This is a genomic window from Maribacter taeanensis, from assembly GCF_047345145.1.
GTDB lineage: Bacteria > Bacteroidota > Bacteroidia > Flavobacteriales > Flavobacteriaceae > Maribacter_C.
Window position 1 is genome coordinate 503,190 of sequence record NZ_JBLFER010000001.1, and the last position, 24,477, is coordinate 527,666.

Consider the following 24,477-nt stretch of genomic DNA (forward strand, 5'->3'; position numbering starts at 1 on the left):
ACTATGAAGCTTTTAAAGACTAGCATTAGGTGGTTTTTTCTAATCTTAGTCTTTTCATGCTCTACTGACGCGGAGAACGCAATTGCATTAGGGGAGGAGCCTGAAAATATGGTGCCAATGGAGGAGGAGCCTGAAGATATAGTTCCTGCCAGAACCCTCAGTGTCAAAGAACTGGAATTCATAGAAGAATATGAATACGTTACTTTTAATCTTGCACCAGATTCATTCGGTGCTTCGGTAAATGAAAAATGGGTTGTTGACGGTAGAATCTTTCTTGACGGAGCTATTTCAGAAACATACAGTGCCGAGGTAGAAACAGCATTAACTCAATTTAATAATTTGTTCAATGCCAGCATAGCTTTTGAGCTCGTGCCTACAGTAGAAGAATCGAATATACATCTGATTTTCGGTAAAAAAGAGGATATTCGAGAGATTTGGCCCGATATGTTTGAAGCCATTGGTGATATTAACTTTAAAGGTTATGCGCTCTACAATCAGGATGAAGACTTCAATATTACTAAAGGTCGTATTTGGGTAGAAAACGAAAGCATTCCCTTATTTCGACATGAGTTAGGTCATGCGATTGGACTTGGTCATGCTAGTGGTAGTTATTGCGGAGGAACTATTGAAAGCAACCAAAGTTTTATGTGTTCTTTTTTAAAAGAGGAATTTTCAGTCTTTGATAAAGCAATTATTCAAACGCTTTACAATCCTCAAGTTGAGGTAGGATTTACTTTTTCGCAATTGAAGCCTATTATTGTAGAATTGTTGTTGACCGGAGTCATTTTGATTGAATGAAGGATTTTTAGCGCAAGAAATATTTACTTTTAATTAAAATTAAATATTATGAGTTACAAGACTAATAAGTATATCAAGAATAGTTTTGGTATTGTACCAGAATTCGCTCCAGGAAAGAAACTTACTTACGAAGTTAAGGATAAGAATATTTATATAGTTGGGTATTCAGGAGTGCCAAAAGTTATTCCTTTGACCGATAATACTAGCGTTGAACCTGATACTGAAAACGGGCTTGGAAGCATAATAAAAGGCCGAATGGGTTTTGGTAATGTGATCATAAAGAATAGCTCTGGAGAACATCGTATTGAAGGTTTAAAAAATATCAATTCTTTTATTGAGGCCATTTTTAATGAAATTAATGGGGCTTTAGATGAGATCCCAAAAAAAAATCAAAATACAGAAGACTCAAATTATTTTAACGAGAATGATTTGAGTGATGTTATAGTATATTATCCTCATATAGCTAAAACCGTTAATGAGATATTCGTTTATCGATTAAAACGGAATATTTTTAAAAAGAAGCCGGTTTATAGAAATTTAATGAAAAATGGGGATATAGTCCGTAAAGGAGATGTTATAGCTGAATACGGAACAATTGAAATAACATCTGCGAGTGATGGAAAAATTGTTTTTCTAAGCAACGAGCAGCCAGGTAAATATGAGTGGCCACAAAACGCTGATAGTATATTGGAATTTCCAAAAGATTTAGACAATGAGGATTGTTATTGTGTTGGGATTAGAATACTTAACAATAATCCAGAGTCAAGCGAGTTTAGAATAAAAAATTTCTATAATAATGGTAATTGGTTTGCTGGTAATGACAAAAAAATCGCGGAAACTGTTTTTAGCATTATTGATGAGGCATATTCTAACACGATAGAGATACCAAAGCATTTGAGAAAAAATCCAATACTAGAGAAATATTGGAGATTAATAGAGGATGGAAAAGGTTATATTGAGAAAATCAACTCCTAGGAGGAGCTCAAACCAAGTTTCAAAAAGGGAGAATTAAAAAAGGCTGTCAATTGACAGCCTTTTTTAATTTGTTCTTATGCGACCCATCACAATACGGCGGGTTACTTGTCTTTTTACAAGTGCACAAATATGCTTCTTTGGCTTCGTCAACTTCAAAGGTCAAAGGTGGTGTAGCTTTCGCAGCTCTGTGAGAACCGTCGCAAAAGGGTTGATTTGTACTATGGCTGCAGGTGCACCATGAATATTTTTTATCTTTTTCTAAATCGCAGGCTATTGGGGAATATTTTGTATCGCTCATGTATATTGATTTTAGTCTATGAACGCTAAAAATAGAAGAAACTTGCGGGAATGTGTAAAGAGCAGACTAATTTTTAACCAGTCCAAATAACTTGAGAAGCAATACTTTTGCCTTTCCAAAAAGAAACTTTAGAAACACTTCTCCATTTACGAGAAGATACTTGAAGGCTATGGAAATGTTGGTTTTGATACTTGCTTTGTGTTTTTCGTAAACAAGCGCAGTAAAGGAGCAAACAACCATAAAGGCGATGGCACTTGCGATAACTACCGTCGGAGATAGCGAGTGATGAAAATATTGATACAAGCCTAAGCCTGTGAAGCTTCCGTATAAAATGATAAAGTGAATGATATAGATGGATAGGGTGCTCTGACCTATTTTGAGTAATGTGCTATTTGTCAACCACTGTCTTCCCATCATGAATACTGCAAAAGCAATAAACACATCCCCTAAACGGATGAATAAATAATTGTTGAAAAAGATATCGGCGAACATTTGTAGTCCTGTTGCTCTTGAGACTGCTAAGAAGAAATCCGAAGAAAAGAAAATTAGGACAACACCAAGAACAGCAGCGATTGAAATTGCCGCAGGGTAGAGGTGTTTGAAATTTTTATAACGTGTAAACAAAACAGAAATGAATGCCCCAAAAGAAGCGTAACCAAACCAAGGGAATATGGTAAATACAGAGCCATTGGTTTTGGTGAAATAGTTGGCCAAGGCATCTGGTAAGAAGCCATACGTCCATTTTTGATATTGTGGTTCGAAAAGGAATAAAAGCATGGTAATAGCAACCAGTACCGTCGGAAATAAGAATTTCTTCTTAGAATAGGTCAGCAAGTAAATTCCAATAATTCCTAGAATAGATAATCCGATACAATGCAGCACATCAACCAGATAGGTTGAACTGTAAATTTCTCCGTTTAGGATGCCCATGAGGTTCATCCTGAGTAAATAACCAATGGCAAGGAGCTCCAAACCACGGCGAATACCTTTCTTTACTCTTGGGTTTTCAAAGCCCTTTTCAGGTACTCGAATGAGTAGATAGGTAAATATAAATCCGGAAACGGTAAAGAAAACAGGAGCCGTCATCCCTCGGAAATACTTCCAGGTGCTATACACGAAATCAGAATTGTCGCGAAAAGCATTGTCTAGAAGTCCATCTATAAAATGCCCCTGCAACATCATGAGAATCGCCCATGCGCGCATCGCATCAATAAAATATAGTCTTGTCGTTTTCTTTTCCAAAGGAAAATTCTCTAGTTAGGTCTAAATAACATCTCTATATACTTGTGCAACAGGATGTTTGGACGTTTCACTGTGCGAAATTAGCCAAAATACTCGCATCTCAATAGTATTTGAGGTATTTTCGTTTTACAAATCTATCAAACGTAATTATGGGTACTATATTGGCATTTGCCGGAAGCAATTCATCCACATCAGTAAACTATAAATTAGTGAAGTATACCGCTTCTTTGATTGAGGAGCATAAGGTTAGCCTAATGAATATGGCAAATTATCCGTTTCCGATGTATAGTGAAGACCACGAAAAAGAAAATGGATTTTCGAATTCGCTTGTTGAAGTTATGAATGATATCAAGAGTTCTGACGGAATTATGATTTCCGTAAACGAACATAATGGAAACGTTTCTGCCTATTTTAAAAACTTTTTGGATTGGTTGTCGCGTTTAGATAAACGATTTCTAGATGGTAAAAAAGTGCTACTAATGTCTACTTCCCCAGGAAAAAGAGGAGCTATTGGTGCTTTCGAGATTGCCAATAGCATTTTACCACGATTTGGAGCAACCGCAGTAATAGGGTTCTCATTACCTTCTTTCCATAATAATTTTGAGGACGGCAAAGGAATAACCGACACGGAATTGTCAAAAGCTCATGAACAAGCGCTATCTAAATTTTTAGCTGAAATTTAAGCATCTTGCGAAAACAGGTTTCCTTTCAACTTACCGATAGTGCTATTTTTAAGGAAGCACTTCTATGCTGGTCCCAGCAGTTTGATGAAGTGGTTTGGCTAGATAGTAATTGCCATTCTGGAAAGTATAGTTCTTTTGACGGAGTTTTGGCAGCAGATGCCTTAACCGCTAAAGTCACGGATGCTCAAAACGCTTTTGAAGACCTAAAAGAGTATCAGAGCGAAACCAAGGACTGGATTTTTGGCTATCTTTCTTATGACCTAAAAAACGATGTAGAAAGGCTTTCTTCAAAGAATCATGACGGACTAGAATTCTCTGACCTGTATTTTTTTCAACCCAAGAAAATCATAAGTATCACAGGAAATGTGGCACATTTTAACTATCTGAATATGGTAGATGATGAAATCGAATCGGATTATGAGTCCATCATCGATTGTTTTCAAAACGAGGTGATTGAAGAACCTGCAAAGACCAATATTGGCATTAAAATGCGAATATTTAAGGATGAATATTTTAGAAAGGTCAGGCAAATGCTTTCCCATATTCATCGGGGAGATATTTATGAAGCCAACTTTTGTCAAGAATTCTATGCCGAAGAAACCCAAATAGATGTTTTAAAAACCTATCGGAAGTTAAACCGAATTTCAGAAGCTCCGTTTGCTACTTTTTTAAAACTCGGAGACAAATACCTCTTGTCAGCTTCGCCAGAACGCTATTTACGTAAAGAAGGCACGAAAATCATATCACAGCCCATTAAAGGAACCGCAAAGCGTTCACCCGATGCCTCAGAAGACGAAAAACTGAAATTTGATTTAAGTTCTGATGAAAAAGAACGTGCTGAAAATATAATGATTGTTGACCTTGTTCGGAATGATGTATCAAAAAGTGCTCTAAAAGGTAGTGTGACTGTAGAAGAACTCTGCAAAATTTATTCGTTTGCACAAGTACATCAAATGGTTTCAACGATTACTGCGGAAGTTGCGATGGATAAAAATCCTGTTGAAATCATAAGAGAAACCTTTCCCATGGGAAGCATGACAGGCGCTCCTAAGATTTCTGCCATGCAAATTATTGAAGAATTGGAATCCTTTAAACGCGGACTATACAGCGGTGCGGTTGGGTATTTTACTCCTGAGGGTGATTTTGATTTTAACGTGGTTATCCGCAGTATTCTGTATAATGCCTCGAAACAGTATGTATCGTACTCTGTCGGAGGTGCTATAACCGCAAAGGCAATTCCTGAGAAGGAATATGAGGAATGTCTGTTGAAGGCGAAGGCCATGCGGGAAGTGTTGGAACATGTTTGATTGTTTGGGAGAGATGACGGATGATGGATGACGGATGACGGAAGGTGTGAAAATCCTTAGCCACTTAAGAATTACTTGTTGTAAATTGAGACCATGAAGGAAGTAGAATTTAGATTTCATCTCCATGGATGTGAGGTATACGGATTCCAAGCCATACCCAATTCGGTTAAAGGTGTGGTAATACTTGTACATGGGTTTGGTGAGCATTCAGGGCGTTACAAGAATACAGTAATTCCCATGTTGGTATCCGCAGATTTAGCTGTTTTGACCTATGACAATGTGGGGCATGGGAAATCTAGTGGTAGAAGAGGACATTGTCCAAGTTATGAGGCTTTATTAGATATTTTAAGAGAGGTAATTGAGAAAGCAGAAGCTAGATTTCCGAATTTGCCGGTCTTTTTGTACGGACATAGTATGGGTGGGAATTTAGTCTTGAATTATGTTTTGAAAAGAGAAGTTAAGCTAACAGGAATAGTTGCTACGAGTCCATACTTACGATTGGCTTTTAAACCACCGAAGTGGAAGATTTTTATAGGAAGAAGGTTGAAAGGGTCGGCAATAACCCTTCCTTCTGGTTTAGACCCTAGCGGCATCTCGCGAATTCCCGAAGAAGTTGAAAAATACAAGAATGACCCTTTGGTGCATGATAAAGTGAGCCCCATGTTTTCTTTTCCTGTTATGGACGCAGGGGAGTGGGCAATTCAAAATGCAAATCAGTTGAAGGTAGATACATTATTGCTGCATGGTACAGCAGACCAAATAATCGACCCCGAAGGCACAAAAGCGTTTCATCAAAATTCTGCTAAAACTACTTTAGAGTTGTTCGAAGGAGGCTATCACGAACTACACAATGATAGCTGCAAAGTTGAAATGTTGCAGACGATTTCGAATTGGCTGCAACAGCAATTAGTTTGATACCTTTGCAAAGTGCTTAACGAATTCAAAAAACACTTAGAAACGAACTTTCCGAACCTAATTTCGGAGCACTTTCTTTTGGCTTGTAGCGGAGGACTTGATAGTGTTGTTTTGACACATCTATTTCATAATTTAAAATTAGATTTAAGCATTGCACATTGCAATTTTCAACTGCGGGGAGCAGAAAGCGACTCTGATGAAGAATTTGTCACGCAGCTTGCGAAGAGATTAAACATTAAATTAAATGTAAATCACTTTGAGACAACTGATTATGTTGCTAAAAATAAAGTAAATGTTCAAATTGCTGCAAGAGAGTTAAGATACGCTTGGTTTGCTGAATTGATGGAGAAAAATCAAATCAGAACACTAATTACGGCCCATCATGCAGACGACAATTTGGAGACCTTCTTAATTAACCTTTCTCGCGGAACAGGTATTGATGGATTAACGGGAATTCCGGCAAAAACGGAAACTATTTCAAGGCCATTACTTGCTTTTTCCAGAGCACAAATTTTGGACTATGCAAGAGCAGAAAACTTGGAATGGAGAGAAGATTCGAGCAATGCCGATGTAAAATATTTACGCAATAAGATTCGACATGAACTTATTCCTGTTTTAAGGGAGTTACATCCTACGTTTTTACAGAATTTTGAACTAACACAATCCCATTTAAAAGGAGCAATTGCGGTTTTAAACAATCATGTGGAATTGCTAAAATCAAGAATCTTTGAATCCCATAATGACGGATTTCGAATTTCAATCGAAGAATTGGCAGTTTTACATCCGCAAAACGCTTATTTACATGCTTTGCTCAAGGATTACGGTTTTACTGCATGGAAGGATGTTGAACGACTTCTAAATGGTTTGAGTGGTAAGGAAGTCCGGTCAAAAACGCACCGTTTGGTAAAGGATAGAGATTATCTTTTACTGGAAACCTTAAAAGCAGCAGTATCCGAAAGCTATACAATTGAGGAGGAGCAAAGTGAAATTAGGATTCCAATTAAGATAGAAATGGAAGCGGTTGCCGAGCTAAAAGAAACAAGCGAGAACATACTTTATGTAGATAAAGATTCGTTAAATTATCCTCTAGTCGTTAGGAAATGGGAAAAAGGCGACTACTTTTATCCTTTTGGTATGTCAGGAAGGAAAAAACTTTCCAAGTATTTTAAGGATGAGAAGGTTGATGTCATTTCCAAAGAAAAACAGTGGTTATTGTGTTCAGGAGATGACATTGTTTGGGTTATCGGAAGACGCTCAGACCAACGGTTTTCAGTAAATGAAAAGACAAAACAAATCGTAAAATTTACAATTCCCCAATGAAACAATTTGTATTAGGTATTCTATTGGTTTTAAGTGCATTATCTGTTTTTGGTCAAACTGATGATGAACCCGTACTTTGGTCTCATGAATGGAATAAGATTTCAGATACTGAGTATGAGTTGATTGTTAAAGCGCAAATCTTCGAAGGTTGGCACGTATTTTCACAACACACACCTGAGGGTGGTTCTAGACCAAGTGAATTTACCTATAAAAAAGTGGGTATTGATTACGAGCTTGTAGGTGAAACTTCAGAGAGTGAAACCACTAGCAAATACGAAGAGGTTTTTGGAATTGATGAAGTTTTTTTTCTAAACAAGGCTCTCTTTAAACAAAGAATAAAGCTTCTAAAACCGGATGTGAAACAGATTGACGTTAATCTTGATTACCAAGTCTGTAAAGAAGTTTGTATTCCTGAAAATAAAGATTTCAGTTTTCGATTAGATGGCGGTGAGGCTACAGCAATTGCTCAAAAAGTCGATGAGCGTAGTCTTACTATGACCAATGATTTAAAAAAAGACTTTAAAAACAAAGAATTACTCGCTGATGCAGAAGAAGTTGTCGAAGGCGGTTCTGGAATCTGGGGTATTTTCGGATTAGGTTTTTTAGGCGGACTAATTGCACTCTTAACGCCTTGTGTATTCCCAATGATTCCATTGACAGTTTCATTTTTCACGAAGCAGTCACAGAATAAATCCAAAGGAATTGCAAATGCTATTCTCTACGGATTTTTTATCGTCTTGATTTATTTTTTATTGAGTTTACCCTTTCACATATTCGATTCGGTTGATTCGCAAATACTAAATACAATTGCTACCAACGTGTGGTTGAATATCTTGTTCTTCGTAATTTTTGTATTCTTCGCCTTTTCATTTTTCGGCTACTATGAGCTGACCTTACCAAGTTCATGGGCAAATAAGATGGATGAGGCTTCTACCAAAATAGGAGGTTTTATCGGCATTTTTTTCATGGCGGTAACACTTGCTATAGTTTCTTTTTCTTGTACAGGACCAATTTTAGGAGGTTTACTCGGCAGTACGGCACTTGCTGAAGGTGATGTAGCAACTAATCTATCCGCAGGCATGACAGGCTTCGGAGTTGCTTTAGCATTGCCCTTCGCGTTATTTGCACTTTTTCCAGCTTGGTTGAATTCATTGCCGAAGTCCGGTGGGTGGATGACTACTGTAAAAGTTACATTAGGTTTTCTTGAATTGGCCTTAGCTCTTAAATTCCTTTCAAATGCCGACTTAGTAAGTAACTGGGGGATTTTCAAACGAGAAATTTTCATAGGAATCTGGATTGTTCTTTTCATTCTATTAGCTTTGTATTTATTTGGAGTTTTCAGATTCCCGCATGATGGACCAAAACAGAAATTGTCAGCTGCCAGAAAGGGAATTGGTTTACTCAGCGCAGGTTTTTCTTTATATCTCATTTTAGGACTTACCAATGTACTTGATTTAAAACTCTTCGGATTTCTTCCGCCAGACTTTTACACTTTAGCCGAAAAGGAGAATGATTGTCCCTTGGGCTTGAATTGCTTCAAGGATTTTGAGGAAGGGGTGGTTTATGCCAAAGCAGAAAACAAACCTATTTTATTGGACTTTACCGGTTGGGCCTGTGTGAACTGCCGTAAAATGGAAGAAAACGTATGGAGTGAATCTGATATCTATCCCATCCTGAAAGAGGAATATGTTTTGATTTCGCTGTATGTAGATGATAGAAAAGAGCTTCCTGAAGACCAACAGTTTGACTTTCAGTACGCGTCAGGAAGAGTAAAAAGCATAGAAACCGTAGGGCAGAAGTGGGGTACTTTTCAAACACTAAACTTCAATGCTGCCTCGCAGCCTTATTATGTTTTACTATCTCCTGACTTAGAAGTGCTGAATAATGCGGTTCAATACACCGACCGCGATGCTTACAAAGCTTGGTTGAATTCCGGATTGGAAAAATATAAAGTTTTAGCACAGAAGTAGAGCTCCTTTTTCTTCGAGCAATATGATACTTCGAGATAAAGTGGCTCTTTTTTTATTTCTTAAATAGAACTATCTTTTCAACTTAAATAAGTTAGTTTGAAAAAATTGAGAAAATTGGGCCTTGTTCTTTTGGTCATCATTAGTGTCATAGTCATAGTTGGAATTATTTTTATGATAAGTATGAAACCTGAATATTCAGGTAAAAAGTCACTCTCAAACCTTTCTGAAAATGTAGATGTTTATTTCGATACCTATGGAATTCCCCATATTTATGGTAAAAGTGAGGAAGATGCGCTGCGTGCTTTAGGTTATGTACATGCACAAGATCGACTTTGGCAAATGGAATTGCTACGAAGAATTGGAAAGGGTGGACTCTCAGAGGTTTTTGGAGCTGATTTATTGACTACAGATAAATTCTTTTTATCCTTAGGAATTGATGAAAATTCAGAACAGACAGTAGCCGAACTAGATTTAAATAGCCAAGAAGTAAGGCTGTCTCAAGCCTATTTAGATGGAATTAATCAATTTATTTCAGACGGCAATAAACCCATCGAATTCTACCTTACCGGTTTAGAGCGTGAACCGTTTACGCTCAAGGATATTTACAATACCATGGGTTATATGGCTTTTAGCTTTGCTCAAGCCCATAAGACCGATCCGTTTTTGACCACTATTAAAAACAAACTAGGTCCCGAATATTTAGTAGACCTAGAAATAGATATTGATCCAAATACCACTTTGATTAAAAATTATTCTCAAAATTCTACTGATTCCATACGGAATAACATCACTGCAATGGTCACAGATGCTTTAGATGCCCTTGCTATTCCTTTATTTGAAGGGAGTAACAGCTGGGTTATTGCTCCAGCAAAAACAAAAAATGGAAAAGTCATTTTTGCCAACGATCCCCATATTGGTTTTGCTCAACCTTCAGTTTGGTACGAAGCGCATGTAAATGCGCCTAATTATGAGAAATATGGCTATCATATTGCAGGCGTTCCTTTTCCATTATTAGGACATGATAGAGATCTAGCTTACGGAATGACCATGTTCGAGAATGATGATGTGGATTTTTACTATGAGGAAGAAAATCCCACAAACAAAAACCAATATAAGATTAATAAAGGTTGGAAGAACTATAAGTTTGTTACCAAAATTATAAAGGTCAAAGATGCTGAAGATGTTGAATTTACCTTTAAAAAGACAGATCATGGACCTGTTTTAAATGGAATCGCAGATCAAATCACTGAGGAGCGTCCGATAAGTATGTCTTGGATGTACACAAAAGGTAAGAACAAGGTGATGAAGGCGGTTTACGGTATGACGCATGCCACGAATATTGAGGAGTTTAAGGCCGTTTTACCGAATATACATGCACCAGGTTTAAATATCATGTACGGTGATGCGAAGGGTAATGTGGCATGGTGGGCTTCTGCGCAATTATACCAAATTCCTGATAGTGTCAATACCAAAATGATTTTTGAGCCAGAAAACGAATTGCCTGAGACTAAAAAGCTTTTGCCTTTTTCAGAAAATCCACAGGCGATTAATCCGCCATGGAATTATGTCTATTCGGCTAACAATCAACCGGATTCCATAGCTGGAATGAAATATCCAGGATATTATTTACCCGAAAACAGAGCCAGACGTATTGTCGAAGTTTTAGAACCCAAAAATGACTGGGATAGGAGAGCTGTTGAAGAGATGATTACCGATGTTACTTCTTCGGTAAATCCATTGGTCATTAAAGATTTAGCGAAAGAGATAGAAGTAAAGGAACTTTCAGAAGATGAATTAAGGATTTTAGATCGATTGATAAACTGGAAAGGAGATTATCCTTTAGATAACATTGAAGGTACAGTATACCACCGCTGGATATATCTTCTTTTAAGAAACACATTTAGTGATGAATTAGGTTTGCAGGGTTTTGAAGATTTTCTGTCGACGCATATGAGTAAACGTGTTATTGCGCCGTTAATGCACAAAGAAAATTCCATTTGGTGGGATGATATTAAAACAAAGGAGATCAAAGAATCCAAAGCGGAAATGATTCAAACTGCTTTTAAAGAGGCATTGGCATCTTTAATTAAAGATTTTGGTGAGAATGAGAATGAATGGAGATGGGAGAGAGTACATTCTATTGAACATGAGCATCCTATTGGTAAAGTTGCGGCGTTGCGTTCCTTTTTTAATGTTGGTCCCTTTCCGATAGAAGGTTCACGAGAGGTAATTAATAATTTAGGGTTTGGGTACAATTCTGATGGGTTTTATAAGGTGGGTTCTGGTCCTTCAACCAGACGCGTTATTGACTTCTCCGATATAGAGAATAGTCGAAGCATATTGCCAACAGGTCAATCTGGAAACCCTTTTAGCAAGCACTACAAAGATCAAGCTGAAATGTTCGTTAAGGGTGAGTTTCGAAAGATGATGATCAATAAAACAGAGATTATGGAAAATGCTGCATCAAAATTAGTCTTGCAGCCCGAGTAGAACTTAATGGGCTCTTTCACAATTACTTAATTAAGCATGAAGAATATTTCTTCTGTTTTAGAACCCTGCTTACCGCTTGAATAATTTCGTTAATACTAGTTTTTCTTACGTTTTCGCGAGTTTTTTTCATATCTTCAAAATAAAAATTGTACCAACCAAACCTTTTGACTTTTTGAAATAATGCATCCCCTGCATGGTGTTTAGGGAGTCAATTAAACCATCTTTAAAGATGAAAAATACAATCCTTGCTTTTTTATTACTTCTATCTGTCAATTTTTTACTTGCTCAAGATGACACGGAAAGAGTGTCTTTGTCATTTACAGATTCGAGCATTCAAAATGTACTGAGTACTCTTGAACAAAGTACCTCTTATCAATTTTATTACGTAGACAATTGGTTAGGCGCTAAGCTAGTTTCTGGTTCTTATGAAGATACTCCAGTTACCGAAGTTTTAAACGATTTGTTTCAAAATACCACGCTCAACTTTTATATTCTTGACAATGAGAAAATAATTCTGACGCAGAATAATATTATTTATGATCAACTTCCAAATCGGTTTTTTGAAAGATCAGGCGAACAAACTACAGAAATTGTTGATGATACAGAGGATACTGAGTCTCTAAACCCTGTATTTGTGGCTGAAGAGCGACTTCCAAGACAACGAAACTTAGAGACGGTTCGAATTGGTAAGGAGACCCTAGATGGTCAAAAACGGAGATATACCCTTTCTGGTGTTATTAAAAATTCAAAAACTGGAAAACCGATTCCCGATTTATCGTTAGTAATTCGCAATCGAAAAATAGGAACGGTAACTGATGAGAATGGCTTCTATGAGATTACCGTTCCCGCAGGGGAAAACCTTTTGGAAACCAAGGCTTTGGGTATAGAGTCGCAACGAAAAAGAGTTTTGATTTACAATGACGGTACCTTAGATTTTAATCTAAATGAAAGTATAGAACAATTAGATGAGGTTGTTGTTGAGGCTGATAAAGCAAGAAATGTGGAAGACGAAATAACAGGTTCAACTACCATAGAATCAGAGGAAACTAAGGATATTCCTATGGTTTTAGGGGAACGAAATATTTTATCAGTTGCCACAACATTACCTGGCATCACAAATGCGGGTGAAGGTGCTTCTGGACTGAATGTTCGCGGGGGTAAAACGGACCAAAACTTAATTCTGTTAGACGATGGCGTGGTTTACAACCCTACACACTTTTTTGGAATTTTTCAAGCACTGAATCCTTTTGTAACGAAGGGTGTAGATATTTATAAAGGAAATGTTCCTGCCGAATTTGGCGGTCGTTTATCTTCTGTGTTTGACATCACGACAATTGATGGAAATGTAGAAAAATTTTCAGGGGAAGCTTCCATCGGTCCAGTTACAGGAAACCTGATGCTGGAAATTCCTATAGTTAAAGATAAATCGTCATTGGTTTTAGGGGGAAGAGGAGCCTATTCCGATTGGATACTTCGTTCATTAGATGAGGAATCCTTAAAAAATAGCTCCGCTTCGTTTTATGATGTGGTTGCCAATTATACGCACAAGGTCAATGAAAACAATCAGATTAAAGCAACCGGATATTATAGTAAAGATGCTTTTAGTATAACTTCAGATTCCTTATACGGCTACAGCAATCGCCTGGTAACGCTTGATTGGAAACATAAGTTCAATGAAAAAAATAATGGGAGTCTAATTCTTACCAATAGTGAATATGCCTTTGGAATCGATTTTGACGGACAATCAAATAATGACTTCAATTTGGGTTATAGCATTAACGAAACCGAAGCGAAACTAAAATTCAAATTCCTTTGGAATGAAAATCACACGCTTGACTATGGAATATCAAGTAAACTCTATAATGTAAAGCCTGGCTTCATTGAACCTACAGGTCCCGAATCAATTATAAGGCCTTTTGATATTGATGAAGATCGCGCTTTAGAAAGCGCCATTTTTCTCGGAGATAATATCAAAATAGGGGATAAGGTCGGCATCGAAGCAGGTATTCGATATTCTTTCTATGCGGCTTTGGGAGAATCAACTCAAAGAGTATACGCACCAGGGCAGCCTAGAAATCAGGCGACTTTAATAGACAGTGTTGCTTATAAAAACAATGAGGTAATTGAAACCTACGGAGGCCCTGAGTTTCGATTATCGGGGCGATATTCGTTCTCTGATGATTTTTCAGTTAAGGCGGGTTTTAATAGTATGTACCAGTACATTCATACCTTATCTAACACAACAACAGTATCACCAATAGATACCTGGAAATTATCAGATTCTAATATTAAACCCCAACGTTCGAATCAAGTCAGTTTAGGCTTTTTCAAAAATTTTGAAGATGATATGTATGAGTTAAGTTTGGAAGGGTATTATAAGACCTCTCAAGATATACTAGATTTTAAAACTGGCGCCCAACTATTATTAAATAATAATATAGAACAAGAGGTTTTGCAAGGTGAAGGGCAGGCATACGGGGTTGAATTTCTTGTGCGTAAAAACTCTGGCAAATTAAATGGTTGGCTCGGTTATACGTACTCGAGATCACTTATCAAATTTGCCAGTGATTTTTCTGAAGAACAGATTAATGGGGGTAATTTTTTTCCTTCCAATTATGATAAGCCCCATGATGTGAGTTTGGTTGCCAATTACAAGTTTACAACACGCTATAGCGCATCTTTAAACTTTTCATATCAAACAGGCCGCCCAGTGACTTACCCTATCGGTCAGTATAATTTCAACAATTCTGAATATGTCTTTTATAGTAACCGAAATGAATTTAGAATTCCAGATTATTTCCGCTTAGATATTGGAGTAAACATTGAAGGAAATCATAGAATCAAAAAATTCGCTCATAGTTTTTGGAATATTTCGATTTATAATGTCTTAGGAAGAGCTAATCCGTATTCGGTATTTTTTGTATCCGAAGGAGGAGAGGTAAAAGCTTTCAAGAGTTCTATTTTCGCCATTCCGATTCCTTCGATTACCTATAATTTTAAATTTTAGAAAGTAATTTGAATTGAATGCAGCTTTATACAGCACATACCGCTTCCCTTTGTTTAACACTGTTTTTGGTGATAGGAAGTTGTGTAGAGCCATTTGATCTGGTTACCAACGACTTTGAAGAGCTACTAGTAGTCGATGCAAAGTTTACCGATGAATTCAAGAGACAACATGTGATGCTTTCAAGAACTAGAACCTTTGAAACAGATAGTATTTTAGCAGAATCAAACTCTATTGTGAAAATTGTAGATGATTTAGGTAATACCTATGATTTTATGGAGGAAGAACCGGGAAACTATTTTTCTAATTTACCATTTGCAGCTGAACAAAATAGGAGTTACCAATTACTGATCAGTACTGCGAGTGGTGTATCTTATGTTTCAGAATTAGTTGAAACGCCTAGTAGGTTGGGTATGGGAGAACTCTCTTTTGAAAGAGGGGCAAATAATAATGGGGATGAAGGGGTATCCTTTTTACTTAATAATTCGGAAGAATCTATCTCAAAATACCGACGTTATGAATATGAGGAAACCTATAAAATAATCGCCCCTTTTTATTCTCCTTTAGAATTTAATATTATTGATTCGACATTTGCCAATATAAATCCTGGTTTTGACGATGACGGCAGAGGTTTTGTTGTTGAACTCAAGGCAAGAACAAAAGATGTTAGTACGTGTTATAATACTTCGAACTCTACTAAGCTAATATTGGGAGCCTCAGATGATGCTCTTCAAAATAGTAACCGACTCATTATCAATTTTCTTGGAAAAGACGATTTTAAAATATCACATCGTTATAGCATTTTGGTAAAACAACATAATTTGACCTCAGATGCATATTCTTATTATAAAAGCTTAGCTGATTTTTCTTCTTCGGAATCTGTATTTAGCCAAATACAACCTGGTTTTTTAGAGGGAAATATTTTTTCTCAGGAAACAGATTCTCAGAATGCGATCGGGTTTTTTGAAATTTCATCAGTCTCTGAGAAACGCCTGTTTTTCAACTATTCAGATTTGTTTCCGGATGAATCTTTACCACCTTACATTATTAATTGTGAACCCACAGGAGCACCACCTTTAATTTTGCAAGGAGGTCACGCAAACGTAAATGAACAAGGGGAGTATGTGGTTGATGCATTAGCAGTGCCATCGCCGCTAATTGAAGGAATACAAGCAGGACTCATTGTATACTACGATACAAACGAAGATTTTGGCCGCATAGTTATGGAGACTGATAATTTTGAAGGTTTAGCTCCATATTATACTAAAGCGACTCCATGTGGAGATTGTACGGTTTTGGGTAGTCTTGAAAAACCAGATTTTTGGATAGATTAAAATTATGAAAAAGGTTCTTTGCCTCATATTCGGTTTTTCTTTTCTTCAAGGTTGTGTTGAACCTTTTGAAGCGGAATCACTTGCCTTTGAAAATGTAATAGTAATAGATGCAAGAATTACAGACGAATTTAAGAGGCACAAAGTTAATTTAAAACGTGCATACCCTTTCGAAAGAGAGAGTTTTGAAGTTGAAAGAAATGCATCTGTTCAAATCAATGATGATTTAGGTAATACATTTAATTTTCAAGAATCTACTCCTGGGAATTATGTTTCTGTTTCTGAGTTCGCGGCTCAACCAAATACTGGATATAGGCTTATTGTAACAACTTCTGATGGAAAATCTTATGAATCTGAAACTACGGTTACGCCAACAAGCATTCCCATAAAAGAAGTGAATGCGGATATCGTTTTTAATGACTCAGGAGAAGAAGGTGTACGTATTTCATTAACCAATGAAACTACCGACATCGCTGCCAAATACTTTAGATTTCAATATGAAGAAACCTATAAAATTGTTGCTCCATATTATAGTCCACTTGAATTCGATATTATCGATTCAATCTTTTTTGGCCCTGGAGATTTTGATAGCATAGAGATTGGTCTGAAGCCACGAACTGAGGAAGCTCGTGTTTGTTATAATACTTTATCGAGTGCCGATATTGCTTTGAATGATACTGAAGGAAATATTGATAATGAAATTACCAATAGACCCATACGTTTTTTAAAAAGTGATGATTTTAAAATATCACACCGTTATAGCATTCTTATCAAGCAATTTGGACTAACGCAAGATGCACATAGCTATTATACCAATTTGAATGATTTTAACTCCTCCGAAAGTGTATTTACTGAAACTCAACCTGGATTTTTAGAAGGTAATATCAAAGCTGTTGGTACTGATGAATTGGTGCTTGGGTATTTCGAAGTAGCGGCGTTAAACCAAAGGCGTTACTTTTTTAGCTATGAAGACTTTTTCCCCAATAGAGATTTACCTCCTCACATAATCAATTGTGAGCTTTCATCTTCACCTCAGCTTATTCGATTTGCTCCTCATGTAGGACCCAATTATGTTGCTGATAGTGGTGTGTTGATTTCTCCATTGCTAGATGGAATTCAAGCAGGGGTTTTTGCTTATTTCGAGATTAATGAAGATTATGAAACCCCTCTTAACGATCCTAACGATCTACCATCTGATCTTGAAATAGGTCCATATTTTGTTAAGGCTACTGCATGTGTTGACTGCAGGGTACTAGGCAGTAATGTAAAACCTAATTTCTGGATCGACTAAATTAATTATGAAAAAGAGTTTTTATTTCATATTAAGTTTTTATTGTTTTCAAGGTTGTGTCGAACCTTTTGATGCTGAGACACAAGTATTTGAAAATGCATTGGTTATAGATGCAAGGTTAACTGATGAATTCAAAAGGCATCAAGTATTATTGACACGGGCGAGACCATTTGAACAAAATGCTATTGATGTTGAAAGAAATGCAATTGTCAAAATTATTGAAGAAATGGGCGTTGTACATGATTTTGAAGAAGTGGAACCAGGAAAGTACGTTTCAAAAAATGTTTTTAACGCTAAAGAAAACAATAAGTATAGATTAGAGGTCATGACTACAGATGGTAAATCATATACATCTGAAATAGTTATTGCTCCAGAAAAGGTGGCGATCGAGAATTTGTATGTTGAACGTGAAATTAATGATTTTGGAGAAGAAGGAGTTAGTATTTTTTTAGATAGCAAGAGTAGTACAAGCGATGCAAAGTATTTTCGATATGAATTTAAAGAAACTTACAAAATTATTGCACCAACCTGGGACCCTTTTGAGTTTGAGGTGATAGATAGAGAACCATGCGCTGATGGAGATGCCTATGAGGTTGGTATTAAAGTTAAAGAGGAGCAAAATCGTGTATGTTTTGGTTCAGCTTTATCCAAAAATGTGATTCAAGCTTCAACTAAAGGGTTGGAAGACAGTGAAATATTTCGATTTCCAGTACACTTTTTAAAGAGTGATAATTATATTATTTCACATCGTTACAGTATTCTAGTGCGACAACATTCTCAGACCCTAGATGCCTTTTCTTATTACCAAAATTTGAATGATTTTACTTCTTCAGAAAGTGTTTTTTCTGAAACCCAACCTGGATTTCTGGCAGGTAATATTACCTCAAGTGAAGCCGATGAAAATGTAATAGGATATTTTGAGGTGAGTTCTGTGAGCCAAGAAAGAATATACTTTAATTATGAAGATCTATTTCCAAATGAACCTTTACCACCTTATGCAGTTAACTGCTCATCTTTTGGTAGCCCTTTATTAATTACTGAAGGTTTTGTTTGTGACCTGGAAAATGGCGTCTGTGCAGGCAGCTGTGAATCCCCATTAATTTCCGCAATTGATGCAGATATTATATCCTATGTTGGCACGAATGAAGACTATATTGAGTCTGATTTTTCACTGGGGCCCTATTTTACAAAACTTGCGGAGTGTGGTGATTGTACGAAATTAGGAAGTAATGTAAAACCAGATTTTTGGGTTGATTAAATTAATTATGAAAAAGATTCTTTACATCATATTGGCTTTTTGTGTTCTTCTTGCTTGTATTGACCCTTTCGAGGTGGAGACTCAGGCTTTTGCCGGAGTACTGGTTGTCGATGCTAGATTGACTAATGAAGTAAAGCAACATCGGGTTTTGTTGTCACGGGCAAGACCATTTGAACAAGATAGTATTTCTCCTGAGCGAAATGCGACTGTTTCTATCATTGAAAATTCAGGTGCTAATTACGAGTTTGAAGAGACAACACCTGGTATTTACATTTCGAATATTGCTTTTGCAGGGGAGCCTGGTAAAGACTATCGACTATTAATCACCACTGCAAATGGTAATTCATATGCTTCAAACATCGAAGAGATGCCTGAGAACGTTCCAATTGCTAGCCTGTCTTTTGAGCGTCAGACGGACGATTTTGGTGAAGATGGTGTCGCAGTAGTTTTAGATAATAGTAGTTTGGGCAATCAACCAAGATTTTTTAGGTATGATTATGAAGAAAATTACAAAATAGTTGCACCCAATTGGGATCCGTTTGAATTTGATATTATCGATAGCGTTGCATGCATCGATGGTGATGCTTTTGAAGTTGGCATTAAGGCTAAAAATTCTCTTAAGGGTCGCATATGTTATGGACGACAGTTTTCAACTAATATCAATTTAGCTTCTACAGCCAATCTAGAAGACAACAACTTATCAAAATATTTGATTCGTTTTGTTAACCGTGAGAATTACATACTCATGCATCGTTATAGTATTTTGGTGAAGCAGTACACCCAATCTGTAGATGCACACTCCTATTATCAAGACTTGGAATCATTTAGTGCTTCAGAGAGCGTTTTCTCAGAAACGCAACCTGGTTTTTTGATGGGAAATATTATTTCCGAAACAAATAATAATGAAAGTGTTATTGGTTATTTTGAGACCGCTGCAATAAGTTCAAAACGTATTTTCTTTGATTATAAAGATCTCTTTCCTGACGAACCCTTACCTGAATATCCTATTACCTGTTCTAGGCTAGGTGATCCAAGATTGATTCCTCGCGGGTATCATTGCACTTTGGGGTCGGGGGGTGTTTGTGATGGCAATTGTGAATCTCCATTAATTAATCAAATACAGGCGAATTTAATAGTATTTGCTGGGGAGAAAGAACCTATTGATTTTACGAGGCCTTTTTTCACCTTACCTGTTGGTTGCGGTGACTGTACGGTTTTAGGAAGTGATATAAAACCAGATTTTTGGATAGACTAATGTGAAACGATTTATGCTAAACATAACGCTTTTGGTTACTGTTACGGGATGCATTGAACCTTTCGATTTCGAAACGCGCAACGCTGAAAATGTTTTGGTTGTAGAAGCTACAATTACTGATAAAATGGAAACACAACAGGTATTTTTGAAAAGAGCTTCAAATCTTGGAGAGGTTAATCTTCTTCCTGTTGACTATAATCCAAATATATCGACAATACCAATTAGAGATCTTACTAAATACGAAGAAAATGCAAAGGTTAGCATTATTGATAACATGGGTAACGAATATGATTTTACGGAATCTGATTCAGGTACCTATCTATCAGACTTAGCTTTTGCTTCTCAACCAGGAGTTGCATATAAGCTTCAAATTACAACAACATCAAACGAAATTGTCGAATCTGATTTTCAAAGTGTACCAGGAAAGTCTCAGATTAATGACCTATATGCTGAACGAACTATAAATGATGAGGGTACAGAAGGTATGGCTGTTTATTTAGATGGGGAAGATGCCAATGGAAGTACAAACTATTTCAGATATGTATATGAGGAGACTTATAAGATTATAGCACCGAGATGGACGCCACGAGAGTTTCATGTGATTTATGAGGGAAACAGTGACATTGGTGAAATACCCATAATTGAACTTGTACCTAGAGCTCAGGAAGAAAAAACTTGCTATGGCTCTGCGAATTCCAGTGACATACTTTTGGCAAATACGCTAAACCTTGAATCACCAAAAATTCAAAGAAATCTGGTACGTTTTATTGATCGCGATAATGCTATTTTATCACATCGATATAGTATTTTAGTAAAGCAGTTTTTACAATCTCAAGAATCCTATCAATATTATGAGCGACTTAAGAGTTTTTCAAACAGCGAGAGTGTTTTTAGTGAGATTCAACCTGGTTTTTTAGAGGGTAATCTGAAATCTTCTATGGAAGGGGAGCCAATTATTGGGTACTTTGATGTGGCAAGTGTGTCAGAAGATCGAATCTTTTTTGATTATATCGATTTTTTTGAAGGTGAAGACTTGCCACCTTATTTTTTTGGGTTTAATTGTGATAGATTGTTAAGTCCGCCCTTGATAAGACAATTAGGGTGCCCAGAACCCTTACCAGTGCAAATACGTTGGGAGATTATCGAATATTGGGATACAAATGATGGAACTGCCAATATTGTTGCTGCTTGTCCTGGTCCTTATATAGTGACTCAGAGAATTTGTGGTGATTGCACGGTTTTAGGCAGTAATATAAAACCAGATTTTTGGATAGATTAATTTAATATGTATAAATTTTTAATATTGACATTTGTTTTTTGCGTTCTAGGGTCCTGTATTGAACCTTTCGAGTTTCAAACAGAAACAGAAACCTTTGAAGACGCATTGGTAATTGAGGCTTCATTGACTAATGAAATGAAACAACATAAGGTAAAACTATCTAGGGCCTTACGGTTTGAAGATTTAACTTCAACTCCTGAGCGAAATGCGCGGGTTATCATAATTGATGATTCACAAAACGAGATCGTATTTCAAGAAACCGAGGAGGGCATTTATCTTTCAGATCCTTTTGCAGCTCAAAAAGGAATTAAATATAGCTTAGTAGTAGAAACGAATGATGGAACGGTTTACAGATCTGATCCTGAAAGTTTTGAATCAGAATCAGAAATTCAAGAGGTGTTTGCAAATCGAGAAACCAATGACGAGGGTGAAGATGGAATTTTTGTTTACACCGATAGTTTTGATAGTTCTGGAGATTCACAATATTATCGTTATGAGTATGAGGAAACGTATAAAATAATAGCACCAAACTGGACTCCCCTTGACTTCCAATTGACCAATTACGAGCCATGTAATCCTGATTTTAGTTCGACTGCGATTCTATATGATTTGGAAATTGTTCGAAGAGATCAAGAAGAGCAAACCTGTTACAATACGATAAGTTCTAATGATATTATTCAGACCAGTTCAGCGGGTCTCTCTGATTCTAAAATTGAACGTTTTCCTGTTCGCTTTATTCCTGCTTCTGATTTTATTTTAACCCATCGGTATAGTATTTTAGTAAAACAGTATGTGCAGTCAACCGATGCATTTTCGTATTATCAAAGCTTGGAGAACTTCTCATCTTCTACTAGTGTTTTTTCTGAAATTCAACCTGGCTTTCTAGAAGGAAATATCTCAGCTGAGAATGACAGTGACAAAAAGGTGTTAGGGTATTTTGAAGTAGCTTCGGTTTCGGAAAAACGTATATTCTTCGGTTTTCGTGATTTTTATCCTGAGGCACCATTTCCACTTTATATCAAAAACTGTGTGCCCTTTTCAACTCCTCTCGAACATATTTCGTATTGTTATAATGGACCAGCATCAGGAAATACCTGTCCTGAATCTTTGATTGAACGTATGGCAAGAAATAGTATTACCTACGTTTCTGTCAATGATGGTACTGTAGGTCTAACTTGTCCGGGAGAATATGTTGTTGTTGAGCGTGAATGTGGTGATTGTACCGCATTGGGTAGTAATATAGTTCCGGATTTTTGGATCGAATAAATTAATTAATTTAGAAAAGATGAAAATGAATATTAGATTTTTAACGGTTATGGCTTTTGCTTTTGTAGCAATGAGTTATGGTCAAAAGCAAAATAATGTTCTTGATCAATTTAAAGATGTACCTCGTGAAAAGGTATTTGTAAGTGTAAATTCATCCTTACTTTTTACCGGGGAATACATTTTTTATAAAATGTATTGTATAGATGATAAAACCAAGCAACCCAGCAATACTAGCACTATTGGCTATGTTGAATTGATAAATGAGGATAAAGAAGTTATTTTTAAACACAAAATTCGCCTAGAAAAGAGTCAAGGACAAGGTGATTTCTTTGTTCCTACCACTGTTCCATCCGGAAATTATAAACTCATGGGCTATACCAATTGGATGAGGAACGGAAGCGTCGACTTGTTTTTTCAAGAAGATATAAGTATCATAAATCCCTATAGAAGTAATCAAGATGTATTATTGCCTAATTTAGTTGATAAAGAGACTGCCAATACTGAAATGATTGACCTTATAGCTACTGAAGACAAGCGTTTTGTTCTTTCTACTGATAAGGAAAATTACGCAAAGAAATCCAAAGTAAAAATCGGAATTCAGAATTTTAGAGGGGCATCAGGTTATGGCAACTACACTGTTTCCGTTAGAAAAAAAGAAACTTTAAAGAGTGCCAATAAGCATACCCCAGAGTCCTATATACAATGGCATCAAAAACAAGGAGCGAGTTTAGGAGCTTTTTATGAAAAGATTAGGTTTGCTCCTGAGTTAGATGGAGAGCTGATAAAAGGGCAGGTCGTAGCTAAAAATACATCAGCAATAAGTACTCCAAAGAAGATTGGTGTTTCTATTCCGGGTGAAGACTTTCAACTTAAAGTTGTAGGCACCGACAGTTCGGGCGTTTTTTATGTGAATATTGACAAAGACTACACAGAACCGTATGCCTTGTTTCAAGTACTCGATCAACCCAAAGGAGAATTCAGTATTACAATTGAAGAGAATGATCCAATAGACTATTCTTCGGTTAAGTTTAAAAAGTACTTCCTTTCACCTGAAATGGAAGAGGCGATTGTGAAACGTAGTGTTTATAATCAAATAGAGAATGGCTATTACGAGGTAAAGCCTGATACCGTTCGTTTAGACCTATTGAATGACCCCTATGGAGGAGCTTTTGTTGAAACAATAAATCTTGAAGAATTTACACGGTTCAAAACTTTAGACGAAACAATAGTAGAGCTTGTACCAAATGTTTGGACAACAAAAAATAAAGCTGGCGAAAGAGTTTTCAAAGCACGTTCTTTTGATGAAACCTATGAGGAGTCAGAATATGATGCCTTAGTATATATAGATGGTGTTTTTATTGCCCGACCTGAAGAGGTTTTAGAATTTGATACCAGAACAGTGAAGACTATAAATACAGTAAGAGAAAAGTACCGAATAGGTGGAAAATATTATTTCGGAATGATCAATATTGTAACGAACGAAGGCAACTACTTTGACCAAATTCAAGATACTAATATTATGAAGTACGAATTGGAAAGTCCACGCCCAATAAAAAATTATTTTCGTCAAAATTATATAGAAGGAGTAGGTAGTAAAATTCCTGATTTTAGAGATCAATTGCTATGGCAACCAACAGTTCTGTTTGAGGGAAAGGAATGGGGACAATCATTTTTCACCTCTGAAGTAGCTGGCGAATACGAAGTGGTTTTAGAAGGTTTTTCGATTTATGGTAGACCAGTTTTTGCTAGTCAGTCCTTTACGGTAAAGTAGTGTCGATTATTTGTAATCCTTTAC

At 36.5% G+C, this 24,477-nt stretch carries 18 protein-coding genes; 16 read left to right on the forward strand and 2 right to left on the reverse strand.

The genetic code is table 11. From position 1 onward, the window contains the following. The first annotated feature begins 3 nt into the window (after window positions 1-3). On the forward strand, window positions 4-798 hold the full coding sequence (locus ACKWCD_RS02165) for a zinc metalloprotease (RefSeq protein WP_413982280.1): 795 nt from the start codon (window positions 4-6) through the stop codon (window positions 796-798). Window positions 799-846: 48 nt separating this feature from the next. Then, window positions 847-1,773, forward strand: a complete 927-nt coding sequence (locus tag ACKWCD_RS02170) for a hypothetical protein (protein ID WP_413982281.1) — start codon at window positions 847-849, stop codon at window positions 1,771-1,773. A 46-nt stretch (window positions 1,774-1,819) separates the two neighbouring features. Here ACKWCD_RS02170 and ACKWCD_RS02175 read toward each other — a convergent pair whose 3' ends face one another. Both ACKWCD_RS02175 and ACKWCD_RS02180 read right to left on the reverse strand, forming a co-directional pair. Next, a complete protein-coding gene (locus ACKWCD_RS02175; protein WP_413982282.1) occupies window positions 1,820-2,071 on the reverse strand; it encodes a CDGSH iron-sulfur domain-containing protein in 252 nt (83 codons plus the stop codon). Between the two features lie 66 nt (window positions 2,072-2,137). Continuing rightward, on the reverse strand, window positions 2,138-3,313 hold the full coding sequence (locus tag ACKWCD_RS02180; protein WP_413982283.1) for an acyltransferase family protein: 1,176 nt from the start codon (window positions 3,311-3,313) through the stop codon (window positions 2,138-2,140). A 149-nt stretch (window positions 3,314-3,462) separates the two neighbouring features. On the opposite strand from ACKWCD_RS02180, the gene ACKWCD_RS02185 reads away from it, so the two are divergent. From ACKWCD_RS02185 to ACKWCD_RS02250, 14 genes are all read left to right on the forward strand, one after another. Next, entirely contained in the window at window positions 3,463-3,996 is a 534-nt protein-coding gene (locus ACKWCD_RS02185) for an NADPH-dependent FMN reductase (protein WP_413982284.1), read from the forward strand. A 5-nt stretch (window positions 3,997-4,001) separates the two neighbouring features. Beyond that, entirely contained in the window at window positions 4,002-5,303 is a 1,302-nt protein-coding gene (gene pabB, locus ACKWCD_RS02190) for an aminodeoxychorismate synthase component I (RefSeq protein ID WP_413982285.1), read from the forward strand. A 93-nt stretch (window positions 5,304-5,396) separates the two neighbouring features. After that, complete coding sequence (locus ACKWCD_RS02195) at window positions 5,397-6,218, forward strand: alpha/beta hydrolase (protein WP_413982286.1); 822 nt, start codon at window positions 5,397-5,399, stop codon at window positions 6,216-6,218. A 12-nt stretch (window positions 6,219-6,230) separates the two neighbouring features. Beyond that, entirely contained in the window at window positions 6,231-7,538 is a 1,308-nt protein-coding gene (gene tilS / locus ACKWCD_RS02200) for a tRNA lysidine(34) synthetase TilS (protein ID WP_413982287.1), read from the forward strand. Beyond that, entirely contained in the window at window positions 7,535-9,508 is a 1,974-nt protein-coding gene (locus ACKWCD_RS02205; protein WP_413982288.1) for a protein-disulfide reductase DsbD family protein, read from the forward strand. Before tilS ends, ACKWCD_RS02205 begins: the two co-directional genes overlap by 4 nt. Window positions 9,509-9,604: 96 nt before the next feature. Further along, a complete protein-coding gene (locus ACKWCD_RS02210; RefSeq protein WP_413982289.1) occupies window positions 9,605-11,998 on the forward strand; it encodes a penicillin acylase family protein in 2,394 nt (797 codons plus the stop codon). Window positions 11,999-12,227: 229 nt separating this feature from the next. Beyond that, window positions 12,228-15,005 carry a TonB-dependent receptor gene (locus ACKWCD_RS02215; protein WP_413982290.1) on the forward strand — a complete coding sequence of 926 codons (2,778 nt, stop codon included), beginning with the start codon at window positions 12,228-12,230 and terminating at the stop codon, window positions 15,003-15,005. Between the two features lie 17 nt (window positions 15,006-15,022). Then, complete coding sequence (locus tag ACKWCD_RS02220) at window positions 15,023-16,336, forward strand: DUF4249 domain-containing protein (protein ID WP_413982291.1); 1,314 nt, start codon at window positions 15,023-15,025, stop codon at window positions 16,334-16,336. A gap of 4 nt (window positions 16,337-16,340) precedes the next feature. Continuing rightward, window positions 16,341-17,624 carry a DUF4249 domain-containing protein gene (locus ACKWCD_RS02225; protein ID WP_413982292.1) on the forward strand — a complete coding sequence of 428 codons (1,284 nt, stop codon included), beginning with the start codon at window positions 16,341-16,343 and terminating at the stop codon, window positions 17,622-17,624. Window positions 17,625-17,631: 7 nt separating this feature from the next. Next, window positions 17,632-18,882, forward strand: a complete 1,251-nt coding sequence (locus tag ACKWCD_RS02230; protein WP_413982293.1) for a DUF4249 domain-containing protein — start codon at window positions 17,632-17,634, stop codon at window positions 18,880-18,882. 7 nt (window positions 18,883-18,889) lie between these two features. After that, window positions 18,890-20,137 carry a DUF4249 domain-containing protein gene (locus tag ACKWCD_RS02235; RefSeq protein WP_413982294.1) on the forward strand — a complete coding sequence of 416 codons (1,248 nt, stop codon included), beginning with the start codon at window positions 18,890-18,892 and terminating at the stop codon, window positions 20,135-20,137. A gap of 13 nt (window positions 20,138-20,150) precedes the next feature. Next, a complete protein-coding gene (locus ACKWCD_RS02240; RefSeq protein WP_413982295.1) occupies window positions 20,151-21,416 on the forward strand; it encodes a DUF4249 domain-containing protein in 1,266 nt (421 codons plus the stop codon). Between the two features lie 6 nt (window positions 21,417-21,422). Beyond that, on the forward strand, window positions 21,423-22,682 hold the full coding sequence (locus tag ACKWCD_RS02245) for a DUF4249 domain-containing protein (protein WP_413982296.1): 1,260 nt from the start codon (window positions 21,423-21,425) through the stop codon (window positions 22,680-22,682). A gap of 25 nt (window positions 22,683-22,707) precedes the next feature. Beyond that, window positions 22,708-24,453: a hypothetical protein gene (locus tag ACKWCD_RS02250; RefSeq protein ID WP_413982297.1), complete on the forward strand. Its 1,746-nt coding sequence runs from the start codon at window positions 22,708-22,710 to the stop codon at window positions 24,451-24,453. Window positions 24,454-24,477 lie beyond the last annotated feature (24 nt).